This window comes from Streptomyces sp. ASQP_92 (assembly GCF_025399895.1).
Lineage (GTDB): Bacteria > Actinomycetota > Actinomycetes > Streptomycetales > Streptomycetaceae > Streptomyces.
In genome coordinates, this window is the sequence record NZ_JAODUA010000030.1 from 22,404 (window position 1) to 40,269 (window position 17,866).

The 17,866-nt window shown below is 68.2% G+C and carries 14 protein-coding genes; 9 read left to right on the top strand and 5 right to left on the bottom strand.

The annotated features are described in order from the left end of the window. Nucleotides 1-82: 82 nt before the first annotated feature. The 3 genes from N4G70_RS34465 to N4G70_RS34475 form a co-directional block, all read right to left on the bottom strand. Entirely contained in the window at nt 83-292 is a 210-nt protein-coding gene (locus N4G70_RS34465; protein ID WP_261716722.1) for a DUF6207 family protein, read from the bottom strand. Nucleotides 293-415: 123 nt separating this feature from the next. Continuing rightward, entirely contained in the window at nt 416-973 is a 558-nt protein-coding gene (locus N4G70_RS34470; protein ID WP_261716723.1) for a hypothetical protein, read from the bottom strand. 647 nt (nt 974-1,620) lie between these two features. Continuing rightward, nucleotides 1,621-2,430, bottom strand: coding sequence for an SAM-dependent methyltransferase (locus N4G70_RS34475; RefSeq protein ID WP_261716724.1), 810 nt, complete (start codon nt 2,428-2,430; stop codon nt 1,621-1,623). Between the two features lie 341 nt (nt 2,431-2,771). Here N4G70_RS34475 and N4G70_RS34480 point away from each other — a divergent pair, with 341 nt between their 5' ends. The 6 genes from N4G70_RS34480 to N4G70_RS34505 all read left to right on the top strand — a co-directional run bounded on the left by N4G70_RS34480 (nt 2,772) and on the right by N4G70_RS34505 (nt 8,129). Then, on the top strand, nt 2,772-2,957 hold the full coding sequence (locus N4G70_RS34480; RefSeq protein WP_261716725.1) for a hypothetical protein: 186 nt from the start codon (nt 2,772-2,774) through the stop codon (nt 2,955-2,957). A gap of 47 nt (nt 2,958-3,004) precedes the next feature. Then, a complete protein-coding gene (locus N4G70_RS34485) occupies nt 3,005-3,514 on the top strand; it encodes an RNA polymerase sigma factor (RefSeq protein WP_261716726.1) in 510 nt (169 codons plus the stop codon). Next, complete coding sequence (locus N4G70_RS34490; protein ID WP_261716727.1) at nt 3,514-4,221, top strand: glycoprotein; 708 nt, start codon at nt 3,514-3,516, stop codon at nt 4,219-4,221. The genes N4G70_RS34485 and N4G70_RS34490 overlap by 1 nt, the downstream gene beginning before the upstream one ends. Before the next feature lie 772 nt (nt 4,222-4,993). Next, the gene (locus tag N4G70_RS34495; protein WP_261716728.1) at nt 4,994-6,892 is read left to right on the top strand and encodes an Hsp70 family protein; all 1,899 of its coding nucleotides are present in this window, start codon (nt 4,994-4,996) and stop codon (nt 6,890-6,892) included. A 446-nt stretch (nt 6,893-7,338) separates the two neighbouring features. After that, a complete protein-coding gene (locus N4G70_RS34500; protein WP_261716729.1) occupies nt 7,339-7,626 on the top strand; it encodes a hypothetical protein in 288 nt (95 codons plus the stop codon). A gap of 308 nt (nt 7,627-7,934) precedes the next feature. Continuing rightward, the gene (locus N4G70_RS34505; protein ID WP_261716730.1) at nt 7,935-8,129 is read left to right on the top strand and encodes a hypothetical protein; all 195 of its coding nucleotides are present in this window, start codon (nt 7,935-7,937) and stop codon (nt 8,127-8,129) included. Between the two features lie 1,140 nt (nt 8,130-9,269). Here the strand turns inward: N4G70_RS34505 and N4G70_RS34510 are convergent. Together N4G70_RS34510 and N4G70_RS34515 are read right to left on the bottom strand one after the other, a co-directional pair. After that, a complete protein-coding gene (locus tag N4G70_RS34510) occupies nt 9,270-10,436 on the bottom strand; it encodes a hypothetical protein (RefSeq protein WP_261716731.1) in 1,167 nt (388 codons plus the stop codon). Nucleotides 10,437-10,563: 127 nt separating this feature from the next. Next, entirely contained in the window at nt 10,564-11,064 is a 501-nt protein-coding gene (locus tag N4G70_RS34515; RefSeq protein WP_261716732.1) for a hypothetical protein, read from the bottom strand. 204 nt (nt 11,065-11,268) lie between these two features. Here N4G70_RS34515 and N4G70_RS34520 point away from each other — a divergent pair, with 204 nt between their 5' ends. From N4G70_RS34520 to N4G70_RS34530, 3 genes are all read left to right on the top strand, one after another. Further along, nucleotides 11,269-12,009 carry a hypothetical protein gene (locus tag N4G70_RS34520; protein ID WP_261716733.1) on the top strand — a complete coding sequence of 247 codons (741 nt, stop codon included), beginning with the start codon at nt 11,269-11,271 and terminating at the stop codon, nt 12,007-12,009. Between the two features lie 302 nt (nt 12,010-12,311). After that, complete coding sequence (locus N4G70_RS34525) at nt 12,312-16,874, top strand: SNF2-related protein (RefSeq protein WP_261716734.1); 4,563 nt, start codon at nt 12,312-12,314, stop codon at nt 16,872-16,874. Next, on the top strand, nt 16,871-17,782 hold the full coding sequence (locus N4G70_RS34530; RefSeq protein WP_261716735.1) for a hypothetical protein: 912 nt from the start codon (nt 16,871-16,873) through the stop codon (nt 17,780-17,782). The genes N4G70_RS34525 and N4G70_RS34530 overlap by 4 nt, the downstream gene beginning before the upstream one ends. Nucleotides 17,783-17,866: the final 84 nt, after the last annotated feature.

Consider the following 17,866-nt stretch of genomic DNA (forward strand, 5'->3'; position numbering starts at 1 on the left):
GGAATTGGGTGGTTACGCGGTATCTGCCGGGGCTCATGCGTTGAGCCTGCCATGGGGGCGACAGGCCAGTACGGAAGCAGGATCACCCAGCTTCGCGGGAGCGCAGGTCGGCGAACAGCCGGGCCCGGGCGCCTGGTTCTCCTGGGACGCGGTGCGTGCGGCAGGGGCCGGAGGTGGCCCACAGCCGGTCCAGGGCAGTCATGGCGGCCTGAGCGGTGGCGTCGTCGGCCGCGGCGATATCGACGACAAGCAGGCCGGGCTCGGACAGGTGCACGGGATCAATGGAGTCCATGATCCTTGGGACGGGCGGGACAGGCCGCCGGTTCGGGTTCTGCACCCGCATCACCCCTTCGGGGAAGCCGCACTGCGGCCGCTCGCTCGGAGCAGAAGGCCGGCCGGGCCCGGGAGCGGCGGCTCAGGTCTGACGCCTCGCCTTACGGTACTGGCGGGCCTTGGGCGCGCGCCGTATGCCGGCTTCCGGCGCCGGGCCGCCCGGGCCAGCCGGGGCGGAGAAGCCTCCGGCGACAGGAGGCCGGACCGGACGCTGCGCCGGGGCGGCCGGGTCTGTCCCGATGGGGGCGGTGCGGGCGAGGATCTGGGTGTGGGGGGTCCGTGCGGCGCACGCCGCGCACACCTCGGACAGGCTCCAGACCTGACCGATGGACGGGTCATGACGCAAGATCAGCACGGTCTGGCCCGCACAGGACACCGGGTGGGCCTCGTGGGCAGCGCAGTCCTGGGCGCGGCACGCGCAGGCGGCATGCGGCCGGGCACCGGCGGCGCGGGCATGAGCTGCGGCGTGGGCCGCGGCGTACGCGCGGAGCCGGGCGAGGTCCGGCGAGCGGGGCGGCATCCGGCAGGCGGCGGAACTGCAGGTGAGCGTCGCGGTGTGGTCGGCGTGGCCCGCCAGGCGGATGGTCCAGGTCCGCCCCGGCATCCGGCCCGTATCGGGGTGTGAGTTGATAGCGGTCAAGGTCAGCCAATCGGTCGACGGAGCAGGCAACGCCGCCGCAGTGCTTCAGCCAGCGCGTTGGGGGCCTGAGGAAGTGTTGCGCGGGCGATGCCCGTTCGAGCACGAGGCAGTCAGGATCACACACGACATCCATCGTGCGGGAGGGTGCGCGACGGACTGCAGCGGGCGGTACGGCTGGAGCCTCCCGCCGGGCCACCGCACCGCGAACTGATCTTCCTGGTGGCATCACCGCCACCGCACAGTCGCCCCGAGCCGAAGTTCAGAAACACGCACGTACGTCAACACAACGAAGGCCGTCCGGTGCCCAACTCGGTCAATCCCGATTCCTCATCTCAACGCCCTCCCGACAGGGCAGACCAGGCGACTGACGCCGGTCCGGGTCTGGTTTCCGCTCGTTCGGTGGGTGCTCGCTCCGCGCACGACGTGGGGGCGCGATGCCTGGCTACCGACTTCGGGGAGGGGATAGATACTCGGACCGCGTGGGTGATGGCTCGCCTTGCATGCCACCCGGACCAGTACGTCTACGCCATGGGGCACCTGGACGACGACAGCCGGGCTGCGGACTGATTGCCCTGCCACGAATGTGGGATGCAGCGTGACGGCGCCGCGGGAAGCCCGTACAGGAACATCGTCAGCGCTGCACTGCGTCAGAGTTTCCGTGCGACGCCGGCGTAGCAAGCGGCGTCGGCGTCAGTGAAGGTGCTGTGGGCTTCGTCGGGGTTGGGGCGCCAGCGCAGGATGGGCTGGAGCCCGGGGTCGATGAGCTGCCAGTCGGTGAAGAAGCGGGCGATCTGGTCTTGGGTGCGGGCCTGTACGGGTGTTCCGGCTTCTTTGTAGATGCCGGTCACGCGGGCGATGGCGGCGGGATCGAAGTCGGGGGTGGCGTGGCTGATGATCAGGTAGCTGCCGGCCGGCAGGGCATCTTTGAGTTTCTGGACGATGCCGTATGCGTCGTGCTGGTCGGTGACGAAGTGCAGCAGGGCGTTGAGGCTGAGGGCGATGGGCCGGTCGAAGTCGAAGGCGGAGCGCAGGACGGGATGGTCCAGCAGGGCGGCGGGGTCGGTGATGTCGGCGGGCAGGTAGGCGGTGGCGCCTTCGGGGTGGCTGTGGAGCAGGGCGCGGGCGTGGGTCAGGACGATGGGGTCGTTGTCGGTGTAGACGACGCGGGCGCGGGGGTTCACGCTCTGGGCGACCTCGTGAAGATTGGGGCTGGTGGGGATGCCGGTCCCGATGTCGAGGAACTGATCGAGGCCTGCCTGTGCGAGGTAGCGGGTGGAGCGGCGCATGAAGGCGCGGTTGCTCCGGGCGGCGATCAAGGTGGCGGGGAAAGCGGCGATGGTCTTGGCGGCGGCGTCGCGGTCGGCGGGGAAGTTGGTGATGCCGCCGAGGAAGTAGTCGTACATGCGTGCCGAGTGCGGCCGGTCCAGTTGCAGGTCCACCACGTCGGTGCCGTCCATATCGCCCCCTGGTCTGAATGTCCTTGGTCGGCGGCTGTACACCGTACGTACGCCACCGTGCGCCACCCCAGCCTCCCCTTGGCCTGTCCTGAGGGGCAACCACGCAGGACCGGCCACCTCGTGCAGGCCTCGTCCGGCAGGGGCCACGGGGCGGCCGATTCGGTCAGAAGTGGTCTGACTGTGCCGGTGATTGGTCGTGTTGTGGTCATCCGGGTCAGGCTGCCCGGGGCCTTGCACGAGAGGGCCTGTCCTCATGTTGGCTGATGAATGGGAAAGCAGATTTCCCACACCGACGCCGCCTCAGCGTGGAGTGGCGCGGTGCTCAGCCATCAAGGAAGCCCGTGGACATCGATCTGGACACTGTGGCGGTCTGGGGGACCGCAGCCCGGATCTTCGTACCCGACCTGCGCCGGGCCGGCCAGGGGGTACTCGCCGCCGCCGTGCACGCCGGGGCGCAGCATCTTCGACGGCAGAGCGCTTCTGCCGTTTCTGTCCTGGAGGCCGTCGACCCGGAAAGTGAGGTGTGATGGACCCGTCCGGGCGGGCTGCGGCTTTACGCAGCGGGCGGCTGGCGTTGACCTTCGACGCGTTTCACGCCTACCACCGCAAGCTGTGGATGCGCTACGCGCACACCCAGGTCGGCAGCCGCGCCAGCGCGGAGACCGTCGTGGATGCCACCTGCGCCCGGCTGAAAAGGACCTGGCCCCATGTCCTCATCCAGGAGTCCGTTCCGCAGTACGCCTGGCAGGTCCTGAAGGAGGAAGTCCATCGCTGGCTCACCGCGCGCTCCCTGGAGCCGCAGGTCGGCGACGCGGCCTTTCTGACCGCCGTCCAGAAACTCCTGCTGCACGAGATGCGCGACGAACTGCGCGTCATCTCGCAGGAGATCGGCCTCTACAACGCCATCTCCACCCTGCCCGAGCGCCAGTACGACGTCGTGATGCTGCGCTTCGTCCTCGGCATGGAAGAGCCTGAGGTGGCTGAATACCTGGGGATCGACGTCGCCACCGTCCGCTCCCACATCCGGCACGCCCGCCGCTCCCTGGCCAAGCAGCTGAACATGCATCACAAGGAGACCAACTAGTGGCCCGCACCGATCACGAACCGGACACCGGCATCGACACCACACTCATCCAGGCCAAGGCCCTGACCGGCGCCTACCAGGGCTACGACACCGACGCAGCTCTCAACCGCGTGAGAGTCCTTGCCGATTCGGGCACCGGGCCCGGCCCGGCCGCCCCGGTCGCCTCCCGGTACCCCACCGTGCACGAACAAGCCGCCCACGACCTCGACCTGGCCTCCAGCCTGATCGTGGACGCCCCACAAGCCCAGCGAAGCATCAGCCTCCTGGTGGAGTCCGACCCGATCGAACCGGAAGGAGCCCTCGTCTTCGCCGCCCTGCTCCACCTGTCCGGTCACCGCGACCCCGCCCAGTTCTGGTTCGAGTTCGCCGCCGGCGCCGGAAACCGCACCGCGGCGTTCTGCCTCACCCTCCTGCACCAGCAGCGCTCCGAACACCGCACCGCCGACCACTGGCGCACCCTGATCCCCACCCCCGAGCAGGCCACACCCCAGCCGGCCGCCGACGCCTCCCCGCCCCCTGCCCTGCTGCCCGACCGGGTGCGCCGCGACCTGATCACACGGTGCTGGCAAGGCCGCCGACCCTGCCTGCCGCCCCGCCTGAAGGCAGTCATCCACGGTCTCCCCACCGAGCCCTTCGACGAGGACTTCGGGGAGATCCCCCGCCCGGATCACACCCTGACCCGGCTCCCCCAGTACGCCGGCAGCTGACCAGCACGGTCCGCTCGCCGACGGCTGCCCTGGCGGCCGTCATCAACTGGCTCGCGCCGCGGCTCGCTCTCGGCCTGGCGGCCCCGCGGGGTGAACACGTCCGTGCTACCTCTGTTTTGAACGGCGCGGGAGTCCGCTGAGTGACCGCCCTGACGGTAAGGGATGCCGGCCGGGACGTGCGGCGCGTGCTCGGGGCCGGTCGTGGCGAGGGCGGGCACGAACGAGCCGGTCAGGGTCTAGCTGAGACCGCGTCAATAGCGAGTGCGCTGCGGACCGTATTTCGGGAGTGCCCTGTAAGCCTTGCAATTCGGGCTTCGCTAATTCCAGCAGACTTAGCTTCCCTCATGAGGGAGTCGCGCGACTTCAGGGCGTCGCCGTAGGAAATAAGCCGCTTCTCGATGTCTTCGAGGTCGTGATCTGGCGGCGCCTCCTTCGGCGAATGCCGTGGAGCTGAGGCGTTTGGCTTCCGCCGGGAGTGGGGCATGATTGCCGCGATTTCGGTGACGGATTCGTTTTTGATCATCGCTTCTTTCCGCGAATCGTGGAGCATTGATGACCGCTGCGCAGGATTGAGCAGCGCAATTCTGCACAGCCTGCATTCATATGATGCCAATAAGGGCCGGCATTGTTCCGCCGAACGGATGAAATGTCGCGAGACGAGTTGCTGCCGCTTGCCTGAAACGGGCACGCGGCGAGATCTTACTGCCCGGCGGCCCCAGTTGGGGCTGCGTCGAACTGTCCGATGTTTCCGGGTCCCGTCCGAGGAGTTCCTGTGTTCAATCCGAGGGTTTTCGTAGGGCTAGATTTCGGGACGTTCGGGTCCGGAGTCTCCTACTTCTTCAAGGGGAATAATGAAGGTGGCTCGACGCAAAAAATTCCAACCCTTCTGAGCTCTTGGCCGGGCCAACCCGTGGCCTCGCCGAAAAACCTGTCCGCTCTCCTTATCGACAGCGAGACGAAGGTAGCTGCCTGGGGGTATGACGCCCGGAGGCGAGCCCTCACTCAAGTCCCCGGCGAGAACGCCCCGAGGTACTACTCCAGCTTCAAGATGGGCCTCATGGAGGAACTGGTCTGCGTCGTGGACGGCGAAGGCCACGACCAGGAAGGCGAGAGCGCTGACAACCAGGACGAGGAGGAGTTGGCGCCCGGCTCCGAGGACGTGGACGATCATGACGAAGACGACGCCGAGGAGTGGAAGTCGCCCATCGATGCCCCCGCACCGGGGCTTGAGCCGAGGCTCCTCCCGCCGGACCTGCGGGAGTTGTCCGTACGCAAGCGGTCCGAGGCACTGATCGAGGCCTACCTCCGTTGCCTCTACAGCGCAGCACTGGAGGAAATTCGGGCTGCGGGGTACAGCGAGCACGACATCCGGTGGTGTGTCACTGTGCCGGCGATCTGGACGGACGAGCAGAAGCAGACGACACGCGACCTGGCGATCCGGGCGGGGATGCCGGCTGAAGACGGCCGACTCATCCTCGCTCTGGAGCCGGAGGCGGCAGCGCACTACGCGCGGGCCAGCGGGGTCAACGTCGCAGGCACGGAGAGCAAGGAGGACACCGACCTCACAGCTCCGGGGTGCAGGTTCATCGTGGTCGACTGCGGCGGTGGCACCGCGGACCTCACCGCCTACGAGAACGACGAGGATGGCCGCATGGTGGAGTCCGGCTTGCCGAGCGGTGGACCCCACGGCTCAGACCTCATCAACCACGCCTTCAGGACCAGACTGCTGGTTGACCGCTTCGGAGATCCTGAGATCGTCCAGAGCCTCGCCGCTCAGCATCCCGAGGCCATGCTCGAATTGAGCGAAGCCTGGGAGAGGGCCAAACTCGACTTCGGCCCTGACGAAAAAGACCCGATCTGCATCAACCTCCCCGCAGCGATCTATCGCGGCCTTGGCGCTCAGGTACGCAAGCGCCTCGCCCGCAAACAGGCGGGTGAGAGCTACGCCCTGATCATCACGCCAGCCGAGACGGCAGAGCTGTTCGACACCGTGGTCCCAGACATCCTCGACCTGATCGACGGCCAGCTCAAGGAGTGCGAGAACGCCAGCCAGCCCGGGAGCTCGGAGCCGCTGGTGCTCCTCGTCGGAGGGTTCGCCGCCTCACGCTATCTGCAGCACGGGGTCAAGCAACGGGTGGAGGGGCGGGCGCGCGTGCTGGTACCACCGGAGCCGGGTGCGGCCGTGCTCTTCGGCGCCGCTTACTACGCCTACGACCCACAGACCAGGGCGCGACGCAGCAGGCTGACCTATGGCGCGAGTGTTTGCAGACGTTTTGAAGAGGGAGTTGATCCGGCCGAGACACGCTGGACTGCCAGCGACGGAATCGACCGGTGCCGCACCAGGTTCTCGAAGCTTGTCACCCGAGGCGATCTCATCGACACAGGCATCGAAGCACGCGAGTCCTACGTGCCCGTTGAACCCACCAGCAGGCGCATGGATATCGACCTTTACTCGTCCACCGAGCCGGATCCCCGCTACTTCACGGACCCCGGCTGCAAGCATGTCGGCTTTATCAGGGTGGACCTCTCCAAGGCCATGGCGTTCGCCCTGGAGGACCGTGGGGTCGACCTATACCTGAGTTTCGGCGAGACGCAGGTCAAAGCCCGTGCTGTCGTGGAAAAGAGCGGCGAGGAAGTCTCCACCACCATCAGCTTCACCTCCGACTACTAGGCCAGGGCTCCTTGAACAATCACTATGAGGTCTCCCCGCCTCCAGCAACCTCCTTCAGCCACTCGGAGAGCACAATCAGCCATCCCTGTGCATCTGAGCTCTGGCCAGACCCACGGCCTTCCCTCAACCAGGAGACAGCGCGGCGTCTGACCATCTTGGAACGGGACCACAACGACCTCCGCCAGAGGTACGCCGAACAGCAGCTGCGTCTCGGTCAAATGGAGGCCCGGCTGGACGCGCTCCTCGCCGCGCGGAGCGCCCCCCAGGGCGCTCATCGGAACGAGCACCTCGACATCGCACGGCAGTACTCCGTCTGCGTTGAGCAACGGATCCAGTCGTTCGTCCGCACAGCAGAGCCACGCGGTCAGCGCTGTGAAGCCCGTCTGCGCAGCATCGGAAGGGTGTGCTCAGTGCTCTTCGGCGTTGAGCCACCTACCGTCCGTGCCGTGCTCGCAGCAGTCGGCCGGCCACGTCTCGATCCCTTGGCCAGCTCCGCTGCTCAACTGTGCGATCGCGCCAACGACCTGCGACACCGTGCCCAGGGAACAGGAATCCCATTCAGCTGGGATTTTGAGGTCGTTCCCGGCGATCTTCTCGATCCTGAATGGCAGGAAGCCTGGCCGCCGTGCGACCCGGCTCTGCCGGCCCTATCGGTGGTAGCTCCCGCGTACCTCGTCGCCGAGCAGGTCTACACGAAACAGCGCGTACAGACCGGAATCGCCGTCACGGTCTGACTCGCAACGCGGCAGCCCTCACCGCTCTACCTCCCTACTGCCCGTCGCCAGGAAGGGGCGTCGATTTGCGATCAATGCTCTGGAATTACAGCTGGGCACTGGCCACCTCGGCGACCGAAGCGACTGAACCAGGGGGGAGCGCCACGCCGCCGGCCAGCGCGCCCGGCTGCAGGCCCTGGGCAAGGACACCCCGCGCGCACCCCGGCTCCACGAGCCGGTGCTCTGCCACGACATGCGCGACGCTGCCCTCAGCGACGTACCGTGCCTGGTGGACACGGGGCGCCTGGCCGCAGTCGACAACGGCCGCTGTGGCACTGGCTCCCGAGACCGTGGCCATGCCGAGCGGATCGTGGACCCTGAACTGCTCGGCCCTGGAAGACGACGTCGTGCTGCTTCCCGCCTCGGGCCGGCCCGTCCGCCTCTACCGGCTCGATGACGTACGGTTTGCCGACGTCATCGAACTGCTGACGATCGCGCACAACACGGATGTCGGGCGTCGCTGAGTCCTTCCATCTCGCTCAAAGCTTCAGCGGATGTTCAGCATCTCGCGCAGTGCTTCAGCGGCGGTGCGACGCTACTCGGCCGGCCGCAGGCTTCGCTGGGAGGGACACTGATCTCTTCTTGCCGGGCGAAGGCGTCCTCGCCGGGAAGTGAGTGAGTGTCAACGAGCCTTCTCCTTGGCGGCCTTGCGGCGCCGAAGATGGATGCCTGTCTCACTGCCGTTGGGATAGCGGCACTTTGCTCCAGGAGCAGAGCCACAGTGTGGGCAGGCGACTTCGATCGGCTTCCTGTCCGGCGGCCGCTTTCCACGCGGAACCGCGGCTGCCCTCTTCCCCGAAGTCTGCCCGGGCTGCGGAGCAGGGGACGTCCTGTCGGTGGGGGAGCCACCCGGGCGGTACATGATCGTGACGGCACCGTGGTTGGGGCACGGGCCACCTGTGGTGGTGTTCCACCGGCACGGGCGCATGTTCAGGCCGATGACGCCGCAACGGTGCTTTCCGCTGTCCTCACCGTGGTGAGGACATTCCTCGCGAGGAAACTGGCAGGGGCGTTTGGTGGTGGCGCCGATGGCGAGACAACGCGACAGGTCCTGCTCGGCCTCGCCGATCGCAGCGACCCGCTCGAGAAGCTCCCGGAGGTTCGGGGCAACGGCTAGCGCACGCCACCATTCCGGAGGTGCCTGGACAGAGGACCAGCCCGTGCCGTCGGCCGAGACGAAAGCCGAGAGATTTCGGATGTTGAGGTCGTCACTGCTCATGGAGCGGGCTCCGGTTCGGGAGGGGCGCAGCGGCAGGAAGCCGGAGTCGAGGGCCATGTCCAGCAGCACTGCGGCCTTCGGCACCCGGCCGACGTACGGCTTCGCGAGCGGGTGGGCCGCTCCATGAGGTCGAGCGCATCGGCGTCGATCCGGGGGGCACTGGCGGCGTACGAGGTGTCCGTCCCCTCTTCGACGTGGAACCACTCCTCGTTCAAAGCGCCGGGCGGCTCCAGTTGATCGAGGGAGTAGTTCACCGCATCATCCCGTTCCCTACGGGGCTTCCCGATCTTTCGACGTCCCATCTTCCAGCTCCTTCGCCAGACCCCGAGTTGAGTCGGGCACTCTGGCAGCTCCGAGGCGCCCGACGTCGACATCGACTGCCGGGCTACGCCCTGGCAGGTACGGCGCCGGCCGCACTGCGTGCCTTGGGCAGCGCGATTCCCTGGGCCTGGGCTGCCGCTCCCGGGCGCAGGGTCCATGGCACCGTTCCGGTGTCTGTCAGCCACTCATTCGACAACAGGCGTTTCACGACGAAGCCGCGCAGCGACCGCTTCATTTCCCAGCCCAGGCCCGCGCACAACTGGGCGTACGAGGGGCCGTGGCCGTGCTCGGTCCGAAAGGCGATGGTGAACGCGGCGGCCTGCGGACCGCGATCCGGGTGGGCGTCTTTCCAGTCGCCGTAGGCATTCTTGACGGCCTGGGAGAAGAAAGGGGAGCGGACGACGCCGGTGAACGCCTCCGCGACGCGTTCGACCGGGAGGGCGCACACCGCGCACAGCTCGACGGCTTCGACGTGGCGTCGCAGGGCGGGGGTGGCTGTGTTCTTCCACTGCTCCCACGCGGCAACGTCGAACTGGGGCTCGGCAAATGCGGTCTTGATGGACTGTTCCTCCGCAGTGGGGCGGCGCTGTCCCGACAGGTGCTGCACCGCGGGGGCCAGGCGGTAGCGGTCCTCGGAGAATTCGGTCAAGAAGCCCTTCTGCAGAAGCTCCGGGAGGGAGGCGCGGCAGGCTGCGGGAAGGTCCGGCGGGATCTGTCCGAGGAGCTTGGAGGTGCTGTGGGCGGCGAGGAACAGGCTGGCCAGCCGTGCGGCTGGCGGCAGCTTCTTGACTGGCTTGGCGGACAAGGCCCGTGTGGTCCATCCGGACACCCGTGAGCGCGTTTGTTTCCCGAAGGGAAGAGGGTGGTCGTCTTCGCGGACCAGGGCGGGAACGGTGACTGGGACCGGCGTCGGCGGATCACCGTCGAAGAGCGCGTCGTCCACCTGCCAGCCCAGGCCGCGTAGGGCGTCGACCGCTCCCCGTGGATCACTGAGCTTCAGGCCGGACAGATCCTGCCCGGTGAGGTTGGCGGTACCACTCCGTGCGGCCCGGATGGCCACCACTGTAGCGATCAACTGCGCATCAGGACCGGGCAGCGGCAACGAGGCCACGTAGCGCAACAACGCGCGTGCTGCTTCCCCCTGGACGGACGTCAGGAGGAATGGCAGAGCCGTCGGCTCATTGTCGGGGGAAGTGCTGATCTTGCTGGGGCTGGATGCAGTCTGCGGCACGGCGCCTTCAACGCTCGCCGTGGACCCAGGTCACGCTCCCTGCGCCATCCGGCTGTCCGTCGCCCCTCTCCGCCCGGACCAGTGCGGGGGCGTACCTGTAGGAATCCGGCAGAAACGCCGGCCGTGGTCAGGAGCCGAGCGGCGTCTTGATCTCGGTCTGCCAGACGGAGCAGGCACGGTCGACGTACAGGGCAGCAAGGTAGGCGGCCAGCCGGTCGTCGTCATCATCGGCCAGTGCGTCGCGAGTGAGGGCGGTGCGTGCCTGAGCCAGCCGGTCCTTCACCCGCCACCACTGCTGGTCGACGCCGGCCTTTTCCTGGATGGTCTCGTGCAGGGCCTGGAGTGCGTAGCGGACGGAGCGGACGTCGCCCGGGGCCACATCGAGACGGGGGATGGTGGGGTCGAGGGCGCTCCGACCCCAGGTGTTGATCCGGACGACGATCCGCCGCAGCGAGGCCTCCGCCATCGGAATGCCGAAGGCGGAGTCGTCGCCGGAGGGGGGCTGCTGACCGGGATAGGCGGGGGCGTTCGGCGTGAGGGCGAGCAGCCCGGCCTGCTCCAGCAGCCGGGCCATGGGCCCGCAGGCGTCCTTGACCTTGTGGAACGGGCAGTACTCCGGGATCAACACAAAGCCTTTCACCACGCGACGCCAGCAGAGCCGGACATGCTACGGCAGCCCGTCCGCCGGTTCGGTGCGCCCGGCCTGCCCGGTTTTGGGTCAGCTTGTGGCTACGATGTGCGTGCAGCGCTTCGGCGCTGATTCTTTGCAGCGTGGGCGGTGTCGGCGCGTATACCGGGTCGGCATTGCCGCGCTGCGGTAGAAATCGCCTCCATGGCAAAGACCACCCCCACTCCGCCGAAGCCGGCACGCGTGACCGCACGCAGACGTAATGGAGCCGTCCGGCGCGTCGAGATCCCCGCCCAAGAGGTGGAGGAAGCCCTCCGGCTCCTGCAATTCGTGTCCACTCCTGAAGCCCGCCAGCTGCAGAGCAAGTTCGCCGCCCTTCTCCGGCCGGTGTGTTACTGGGCGTCATCGCGCACGGACTGCTCCTCCAACTACCCGGCTTGGGGCCACTGCGCGGCGTTCGTCAGCGCAACCAACCAACGCTGCGTCGAGCACCAGTGGCCGCTACCCGCCGACGTCCCGGACCCCTTCCCGGACCGGTGCATCGTGACGCTGGACGAGGAACTGGCGGACCGCCGCTGGGTGCGTTACTCCTACGGGCTGCGCTGCCCTTTCGGCCGGCGTACGGGAAGCGACCGGTGTGAACATCACGATCCGCGCGAGCCGGAACTGTGCGGGCACCCTGTGGACGACGGCGGTACCTGTACGACGCCGCAGGGAGTCTTCGCTTGCCGCAACCATCGGTACGACAGACTCACGGCCTACAAGCGGGAGCTCGAACGTGTGCCGCTGACGCTGGAATGCGGTCACTGCGACGCCGCCGCGGGCGAGAACTGCACCACGGACAGCGGCCGGCCGGTCACGTTCCACAAGAGGCGTATCAGTGCCAGCCAGGACCTTGAGAGACGCCAGGAACTGTCGGACGAGATCGAGTGGTTGAGCCTCTGAATGGTCCTGAGACACCCACGTCTTCCGCCACGCTGACCACGAAAGGCGACCGGGTACGCGAAAGTACCCGGCGTCCGTCCCCCTGTCAGGTGAATAGCACTTCCTTGACCTCCTGTCCCTCGAAGGGGGTGCTCGCCAGGGCCGCGTTCTGGTTCTCATGACCGCCCGCCGTACACACGAACGTGCTGGTCAGCGGTGTCCCGCCCTTGGATGAGTCAGGTCGTGGATGCCGGAAGCCAAGCACACTGACACTGGTTTGCTACCGCTTGCCCGAATTCTTCATGTTTCTCGCAAGGGTTGAGATGCCCCCTGTCACGCCGCAGACCACTGCCCATGTACCACGACCCGCGTCCGGTTCCCGTGTTGCTCTGGAGTCGGTCGATCAGCATGTCTTCTCCCGGCTGCTGGAGGCAGCGTGGGCGAATCGCCACCTGCCGCCCGAGCTCGCAGCGGAGGCCGCCGCACGCGGGGGGTCCGGACGCCTGGGCATCAAGGATCTGCGACTGCTGTTGATGCGGGCCGCATCGCTCTCCTCGGCCCAAACGGCCGTCTGCGGCGCGATGGCGATCGTCTCGGCGCGCCCCGAGCTGGCCACGTCCGTGCTCCATACGCACTGCCAGGACATCGGCGCCGCGTCGGCCTTCGTGATCCGCGAGGTGCCCAGTGCGGACCCCCTGCTGTTCAGCGCTCAGGCCGGCTGGCGAGAGCCGGGTGTGAGCGTGCACGGTGCCGTGGTGACGCGTCCCAGCCGCAAAAGCGCCCACCAGTGCGCGGCCGTGAGCCTGCTCGGTCACCTCTGTGGAGCCGAGCCGGTCGAGCAGGACAGCACCCTGACCGGATGGGCGGCCGCCGGCCGCTTCTCCTCGGCGTCGCCGCCCGCCCAGTCCCGGGACGCCTCCTTCCCGGCCCGCCTTCAACAAGCCCTGGAACGCCCCCAGATCGCGCCGGCCGAAGTGGCGGAGATCGTATTGCGGATCAATTCAGGGGAACTGATTCCGCGCGACCTGCACGCTGTCCTGTTCACCGCCCGGGCGACGGCGTGGCTGCCGGCTCGCGAGGCGGCCCTGGCTGTGGCGTGCGATCCCGGCATCGCGGTGGCCGTACTGACTCTGCACCAGTCCCTGCGCCACGCGGCGACACCTTCCTATACGGAAGAGGTGCGAAAGAGTGAGCCCGGTCCGCCGCTCTTCCGTTCGCGGGCTACCTGCGTGATCGACGGAGAGGAGATCAGTGAGCTCGGTCCATGGCGCAACAACAAGCGACAGGCACGCGGCGCGGCCGCGCACCGGCTGCTGGCTCGCCTGGCCGGTCTGCCGGTGCAGGCACCGTCTCCGATGCACGGTGCGGGGACACACCCGGCGGCGGACAGCGGCCCCGCGCAGGAGACGGATCCGCAGGAGCAGCTGACGGTCCTGGCCGCATCGGGTGCGATCAGCGGACTCGTCTTCAAGGGCGCCCCCGGCATCACGGGCCTGGAGCCGCTGTTCGTGTCCGTCGCCGCCTGCGAACACCGTGGTGAGCTGCTCTCCGTCACCGAGCGGGGGCTGGGCCGCTCCAGTACGCGCGTGTCGGCCGCGCGTGAACTGCTGGTCGCTGTCCAACGCGCTATGAAGGCAGGCCGGGGTCTGCGCATGGGCCGCGTCCCGGTGCCGGAACTCGGCGGCAAGAACCCGCTGATGATCCTGAACGAGCTCAAACAGACCGGCAAAATCAGCAAGTTGACGGTCGAGGATCCCGATCAGGACTCTGCCGGATTCGTTGCCCGGATCTCTTGCAAGGTGCACGCAGAATGGCTGGAGACCCTCGGTCACGGGCCCAACAAGCGCGAAGCACAACGTCACGCCGCTGAGGCCATGGTCGAGGAGCTGGCCACCCCCCAAGCGGGACAGGACCATGCCCAGCGCGCGCCCACCACTCCCGATCCGGCGGCCGCGGTGGTGGCCGGCGCGGGATCCGTCGGTGGGCACCGCAATCCGGCCGGGCCCCTCGCGGACCGCGAGGAGGCGGCGGCCGCCGAGGACAGGCTCGTCGAACTGCTGCAGCAGGACACGGAACTCACCATCGATCTGCAGGACGGCGCAGGCCGCTTCCTGCTCTACCGGGCGGACGGGCTCCCGTTGGAGGCCGTCTGCCACAAACCGATCAGACGCTGCACTGCCGACCTCGTCCTGCCCGGCCAGGGTCTCGCGGTCGGGCCCCGCACGGTGCCATGCTGGCAGGTGCCCGTGCGACTGCTGGCCAACGCCCTGGCCCGGATCTCCGACGGCGCCAAGATCGCCTCATCCGTCCAGCTGTGGCATCAGGCGATCCAGCTGGGACTCGCCGTGGTAGCCGACGGCCGGGTGTACCCGACGCTGGACAGAAACGGCGTCGACGTGTGGCGCCTGGGCCCGCTCGACGAACACGAGCGGCAGCGCGCCGGACAACTGCGGCAGGCCCTGCTGCCTCCCGCCCACTGCGGGGCCGCAACCGACACCCGGCCCTACCTCATGTGGGCGCCGCGCGTCGCGATCCGCGCCGGACTCGACGCCATCGCCGAGGCCATGCTTCGCGGCCCTGGCACCTCGGCGGTCCTGGGACACGCCCCGTTCACCGCCCCCGTCCCGCAGCAGCAGAACAGCTCCGCTCTGCACCAGTGGGCCGATCGCGCCGAGGACGAACGCGCCGAGGCGCCGGCCGTGGACCTGAAGCTGTCCGTACAGGCCCCGAAGAAGGGCAGCCCCCACGACACGGAACTGCTGTGGGCCGAACTCCTGGTCGCCCAGCCCACCGCGGAGAGCCATAAGCAGCAATCGTTCCGCCCTCTCACGCAGGTGGCCGGGGACGAGGCTCTGGTGGCGATCGTCCGCCGGCGGCTGCGGCGTATCGCCGAAGCGTGGGCGCCCGCCGAGAGGCTCCTCGAGTGCCCGGTGCCCGACCGGTTCACGCTGCTCGCCGGCGAGGCCGTCCTGCTGCTGGGCGCCGCCCGGGACCGACTGGAACGGGCGGGGCTGAGCGTGTCTTGGCAGCAGCAGTGGCACGACCGGCTGCGCACCCGCGCCGTGGTCGGCCCGCGGCCCGACGCGCCTGCGGCCGTTCCCCGGCCGCGGTTCTCCCTCGACGATGTCCTGGACGGCCGGTGGCAGATGTCGCTCGGCGACGACGACCTGTCGGATCAGGAGATGGACGGCCTCGCCGAAGCGTCCCGGCCGTTGGCCAAGGTGAGGGACCAGTGGGTGATGGTCGATGAAGACACCGCCCGCCGTGCCGCCGACCGCCGCATCGGACCGATCTCCTCGGATCAGGCCCTGCGCGCGTCCTTGACCGGGCACCTCGATGTCGACGGACAGCTTGTGCCCTGCGAGCCGACGGCCGCGCTCGCCGATCTCGTGGGATTCCTGCGCACCGGCTCCCGTACCACCCCCGTTCCTGCGCCGGACGCCTTGCATGCCACGATGCGCGACTACCAGCATCTGGGCCTGGCCTGGCTGGCGAACACCACCGGCGCGGGTTTCGGCGCGCTGCTCGCCGACGACATGGGCCTGGGCAAAACGCTGATGGCGCTGGCCCTGCACCTGCACCGCCGGGAATCCGACGCCCCTGCCATCGGGCCGACGCTGGTCGTCTGCCCTGCCTCCGTCGTCATCAACTGGGAGCGCGAAGTTCACCGGTTCGCCCCGACCGTACCGACCCTGCGCTACCTGGGAGCCGACCGCACCCTCGAAGACGCCACCTCCCGCACCGTTGTCATCACGAGCTACGAGACGCTCCGCCGCGACGTCGACCTGCTGGCCCTGCTGCACTTCGACCTGGTCATCGCTGACGAAGCCCAAATGGTCAAGAACCACCGCACCGCCACTGCCCGCGCCCTGCGGCGCCTCAAGGCCGCCGCCCGGGTGGCACTGACCGGCACCCCGGTGGAGAACAACCTCACCGAGGCATGGGCGCTCATGGACTGGCTCAACCCGGGCCTGTTCGGCACCGAGCGCGTCTTCCGCGACCAGTTCGCCCGCCCCATCGAGGACAACCTCGCCGACACCGAGCGCACCGCACGACTGTCCGGCCTCATGCGTGCGTTCATGCTGCGTCGGCGCAAGAGCGATGCGGGCATCCTCACCGAGCTGCCGCCCAAAGACATCCGGCCGCGCATCGTCGGCCTCAGCGACGAGCAGATCCAGCTCTACCAACAGACCGCCGACGAAACCCTCCAGGCGATCCGTGACGCCCAAGGCGTGCACCGCAAGGGGCTGTTGCTGGAGTTGTTCAACAAGCTGCAGCAGATCTGCAACTCGCCGGCCCAGTACCTGGGCGACTCGCTGGAGGACGACGGCTACGACCCCGAGCAGGCAGCGTCCCGGTCCGGCAAGATCGGCGCGCTCGACGACCTGCTGCCCGCCCTGACCGCCCCCGACGAGTCCACGCTGATCTTCACCCGGTACCGGTCCATGGCCAAGCTCCTCGTACGGCACCTGCGCGGCCACGGCCACGACCCGCTGTACTACAGCGGCGACATTCCCTCCGTCCGTGAACGCCAACGCATCATCGATACCTTCCAGGCCCGCTCCGGTCAGCTCATGGTGATGACCGTCAAAGCCGGAGGCACCGGCCTCACCCTCACCCAGGCCAGCCACGTCGTGCTCTTCGACCGCCCCTGGAACCCGGCCAAGGAGAACCAGGCCATCGACCGCGCCCACCGCCTGGGCCAGCAGCGCACCGTCACTGTGCACCCGCTCATCACGGAGAACACCCTGGAGGACCGCGTCGACGAACTCCTCCACCACAAGCGGGCCCTCGCCGAGGCGGTCCTCGCCGACGGCTACTCCGCCCTCACCGAACTGACCGACGCCCAAATCATCGACCTGATCGCCCTGGGAGCACAGCGATGACCTCGAACGCATGGGCCACCCACACCTGGGAAACACTCCTGCGGGCCGCCGTCAACAACGAGGCCCTCTGGCTCGCCGGTCACAACGACCTGTCCGCCGGCGGCCTCACCCACCTCAGCCTCGAATGCGGCCGTGCATGCGCCACCGCCACCGACCGGCACCACACCACACCAGCACACCCGACGATCACCATGCCGGTACTCACCGACACCCAGAGAGCAACCTGGCAGTCCGCCGCCCCCAGCTGCGGCCACCGTCAGGCCATCCGTACCGGAAAATTTCCCGAATGCCTGAGCAACCCGGCTCATACCGGTGGCGTACCCACCCAGCCCGCCCCCGAGGAGATCACCTTCAGCTGCGATTGTGGAACTTCACCGTGCCGCCACATCGCCACCCTCGCCCACGCCGTCACCGCACGCCTGGCTACATGGCCCGCTGACTTCTCCCTATTGCGCGGGCTCCCCGAACACCCGCCGCAGCAGCGCTCCGACGCCAGCACGGACCAGCCGGTCACCACCACCCGCACCACGCCGGGCGGAAAGGTCCACATCCCCGCCCACCACGCATGGGCGTGGTATCGCGAAGGCGTTGAACCGCCTCTGCTGCCCACCTTCACAGTCGACTTGGCCGACGGTCCCCCACCTGATCTTCCAATGCAAGCGCCCCCTCCCGCACCAGCACCAGAGCCGGAGCAGATCCAGGCACTCGTCCATGACGCCGCAGCCCAGGCACGCTCATATCTACGCGACGCCACTCGGCTGGACTGCGCACGGCACGACGACGTACTCCGCCTGACCACCAGGGTCCCCGGAGCCCGGCTTCCCGAGGTGGCCGAGCACCTAGGCATCGACATCGCCGATCTACGAGAACAGATCTCCGCATTTATGCCGACCGCACTGCGACGCTGAACAGACACTTCACGACGGCGTAGGCGGGGAAATACGAGTCGCCCTGGCCTACTGACAGATCCGAAACTGCCAGGTCACCACCCG

Coding starts and splice junctions, on each gene's coding strand:
- N4G70_RS34465 (WP_261716722.1), bottom strand. CDS start 292: ATGGACTCCATTGATCCCGTGCACCTGTCCGAGCCCGGCCTGCTTGTC.
- N4G70_RS34525 (WP_261716734.1), top strand. CDS start 12,312: ATGCCCCCTGTCACGCCGCAGACCACTGCCCATGTACCACGACCCGCG.
- N4G70_RS34475 (WP_261716724.1), bottom strand. CDS start 2,430: ATGGACGGCACCGACGTGGTGGACCTGCAACTGGACCGGCCGCACTCG.
- N4G70_RS34520 (WP_261716733.1), top strand. CDS start 11,269: ATGGCAAAGACCACCCCCACTCCGCCGAAGCCGGCACGCGTGACCGCA.
- N4G70_RS34530 (WP_261716735.1), top strand. CDS start 16,871: ATGACCTCGAACGCATGGGCCACCCACACCTGGGAAACACTCCTGCGG.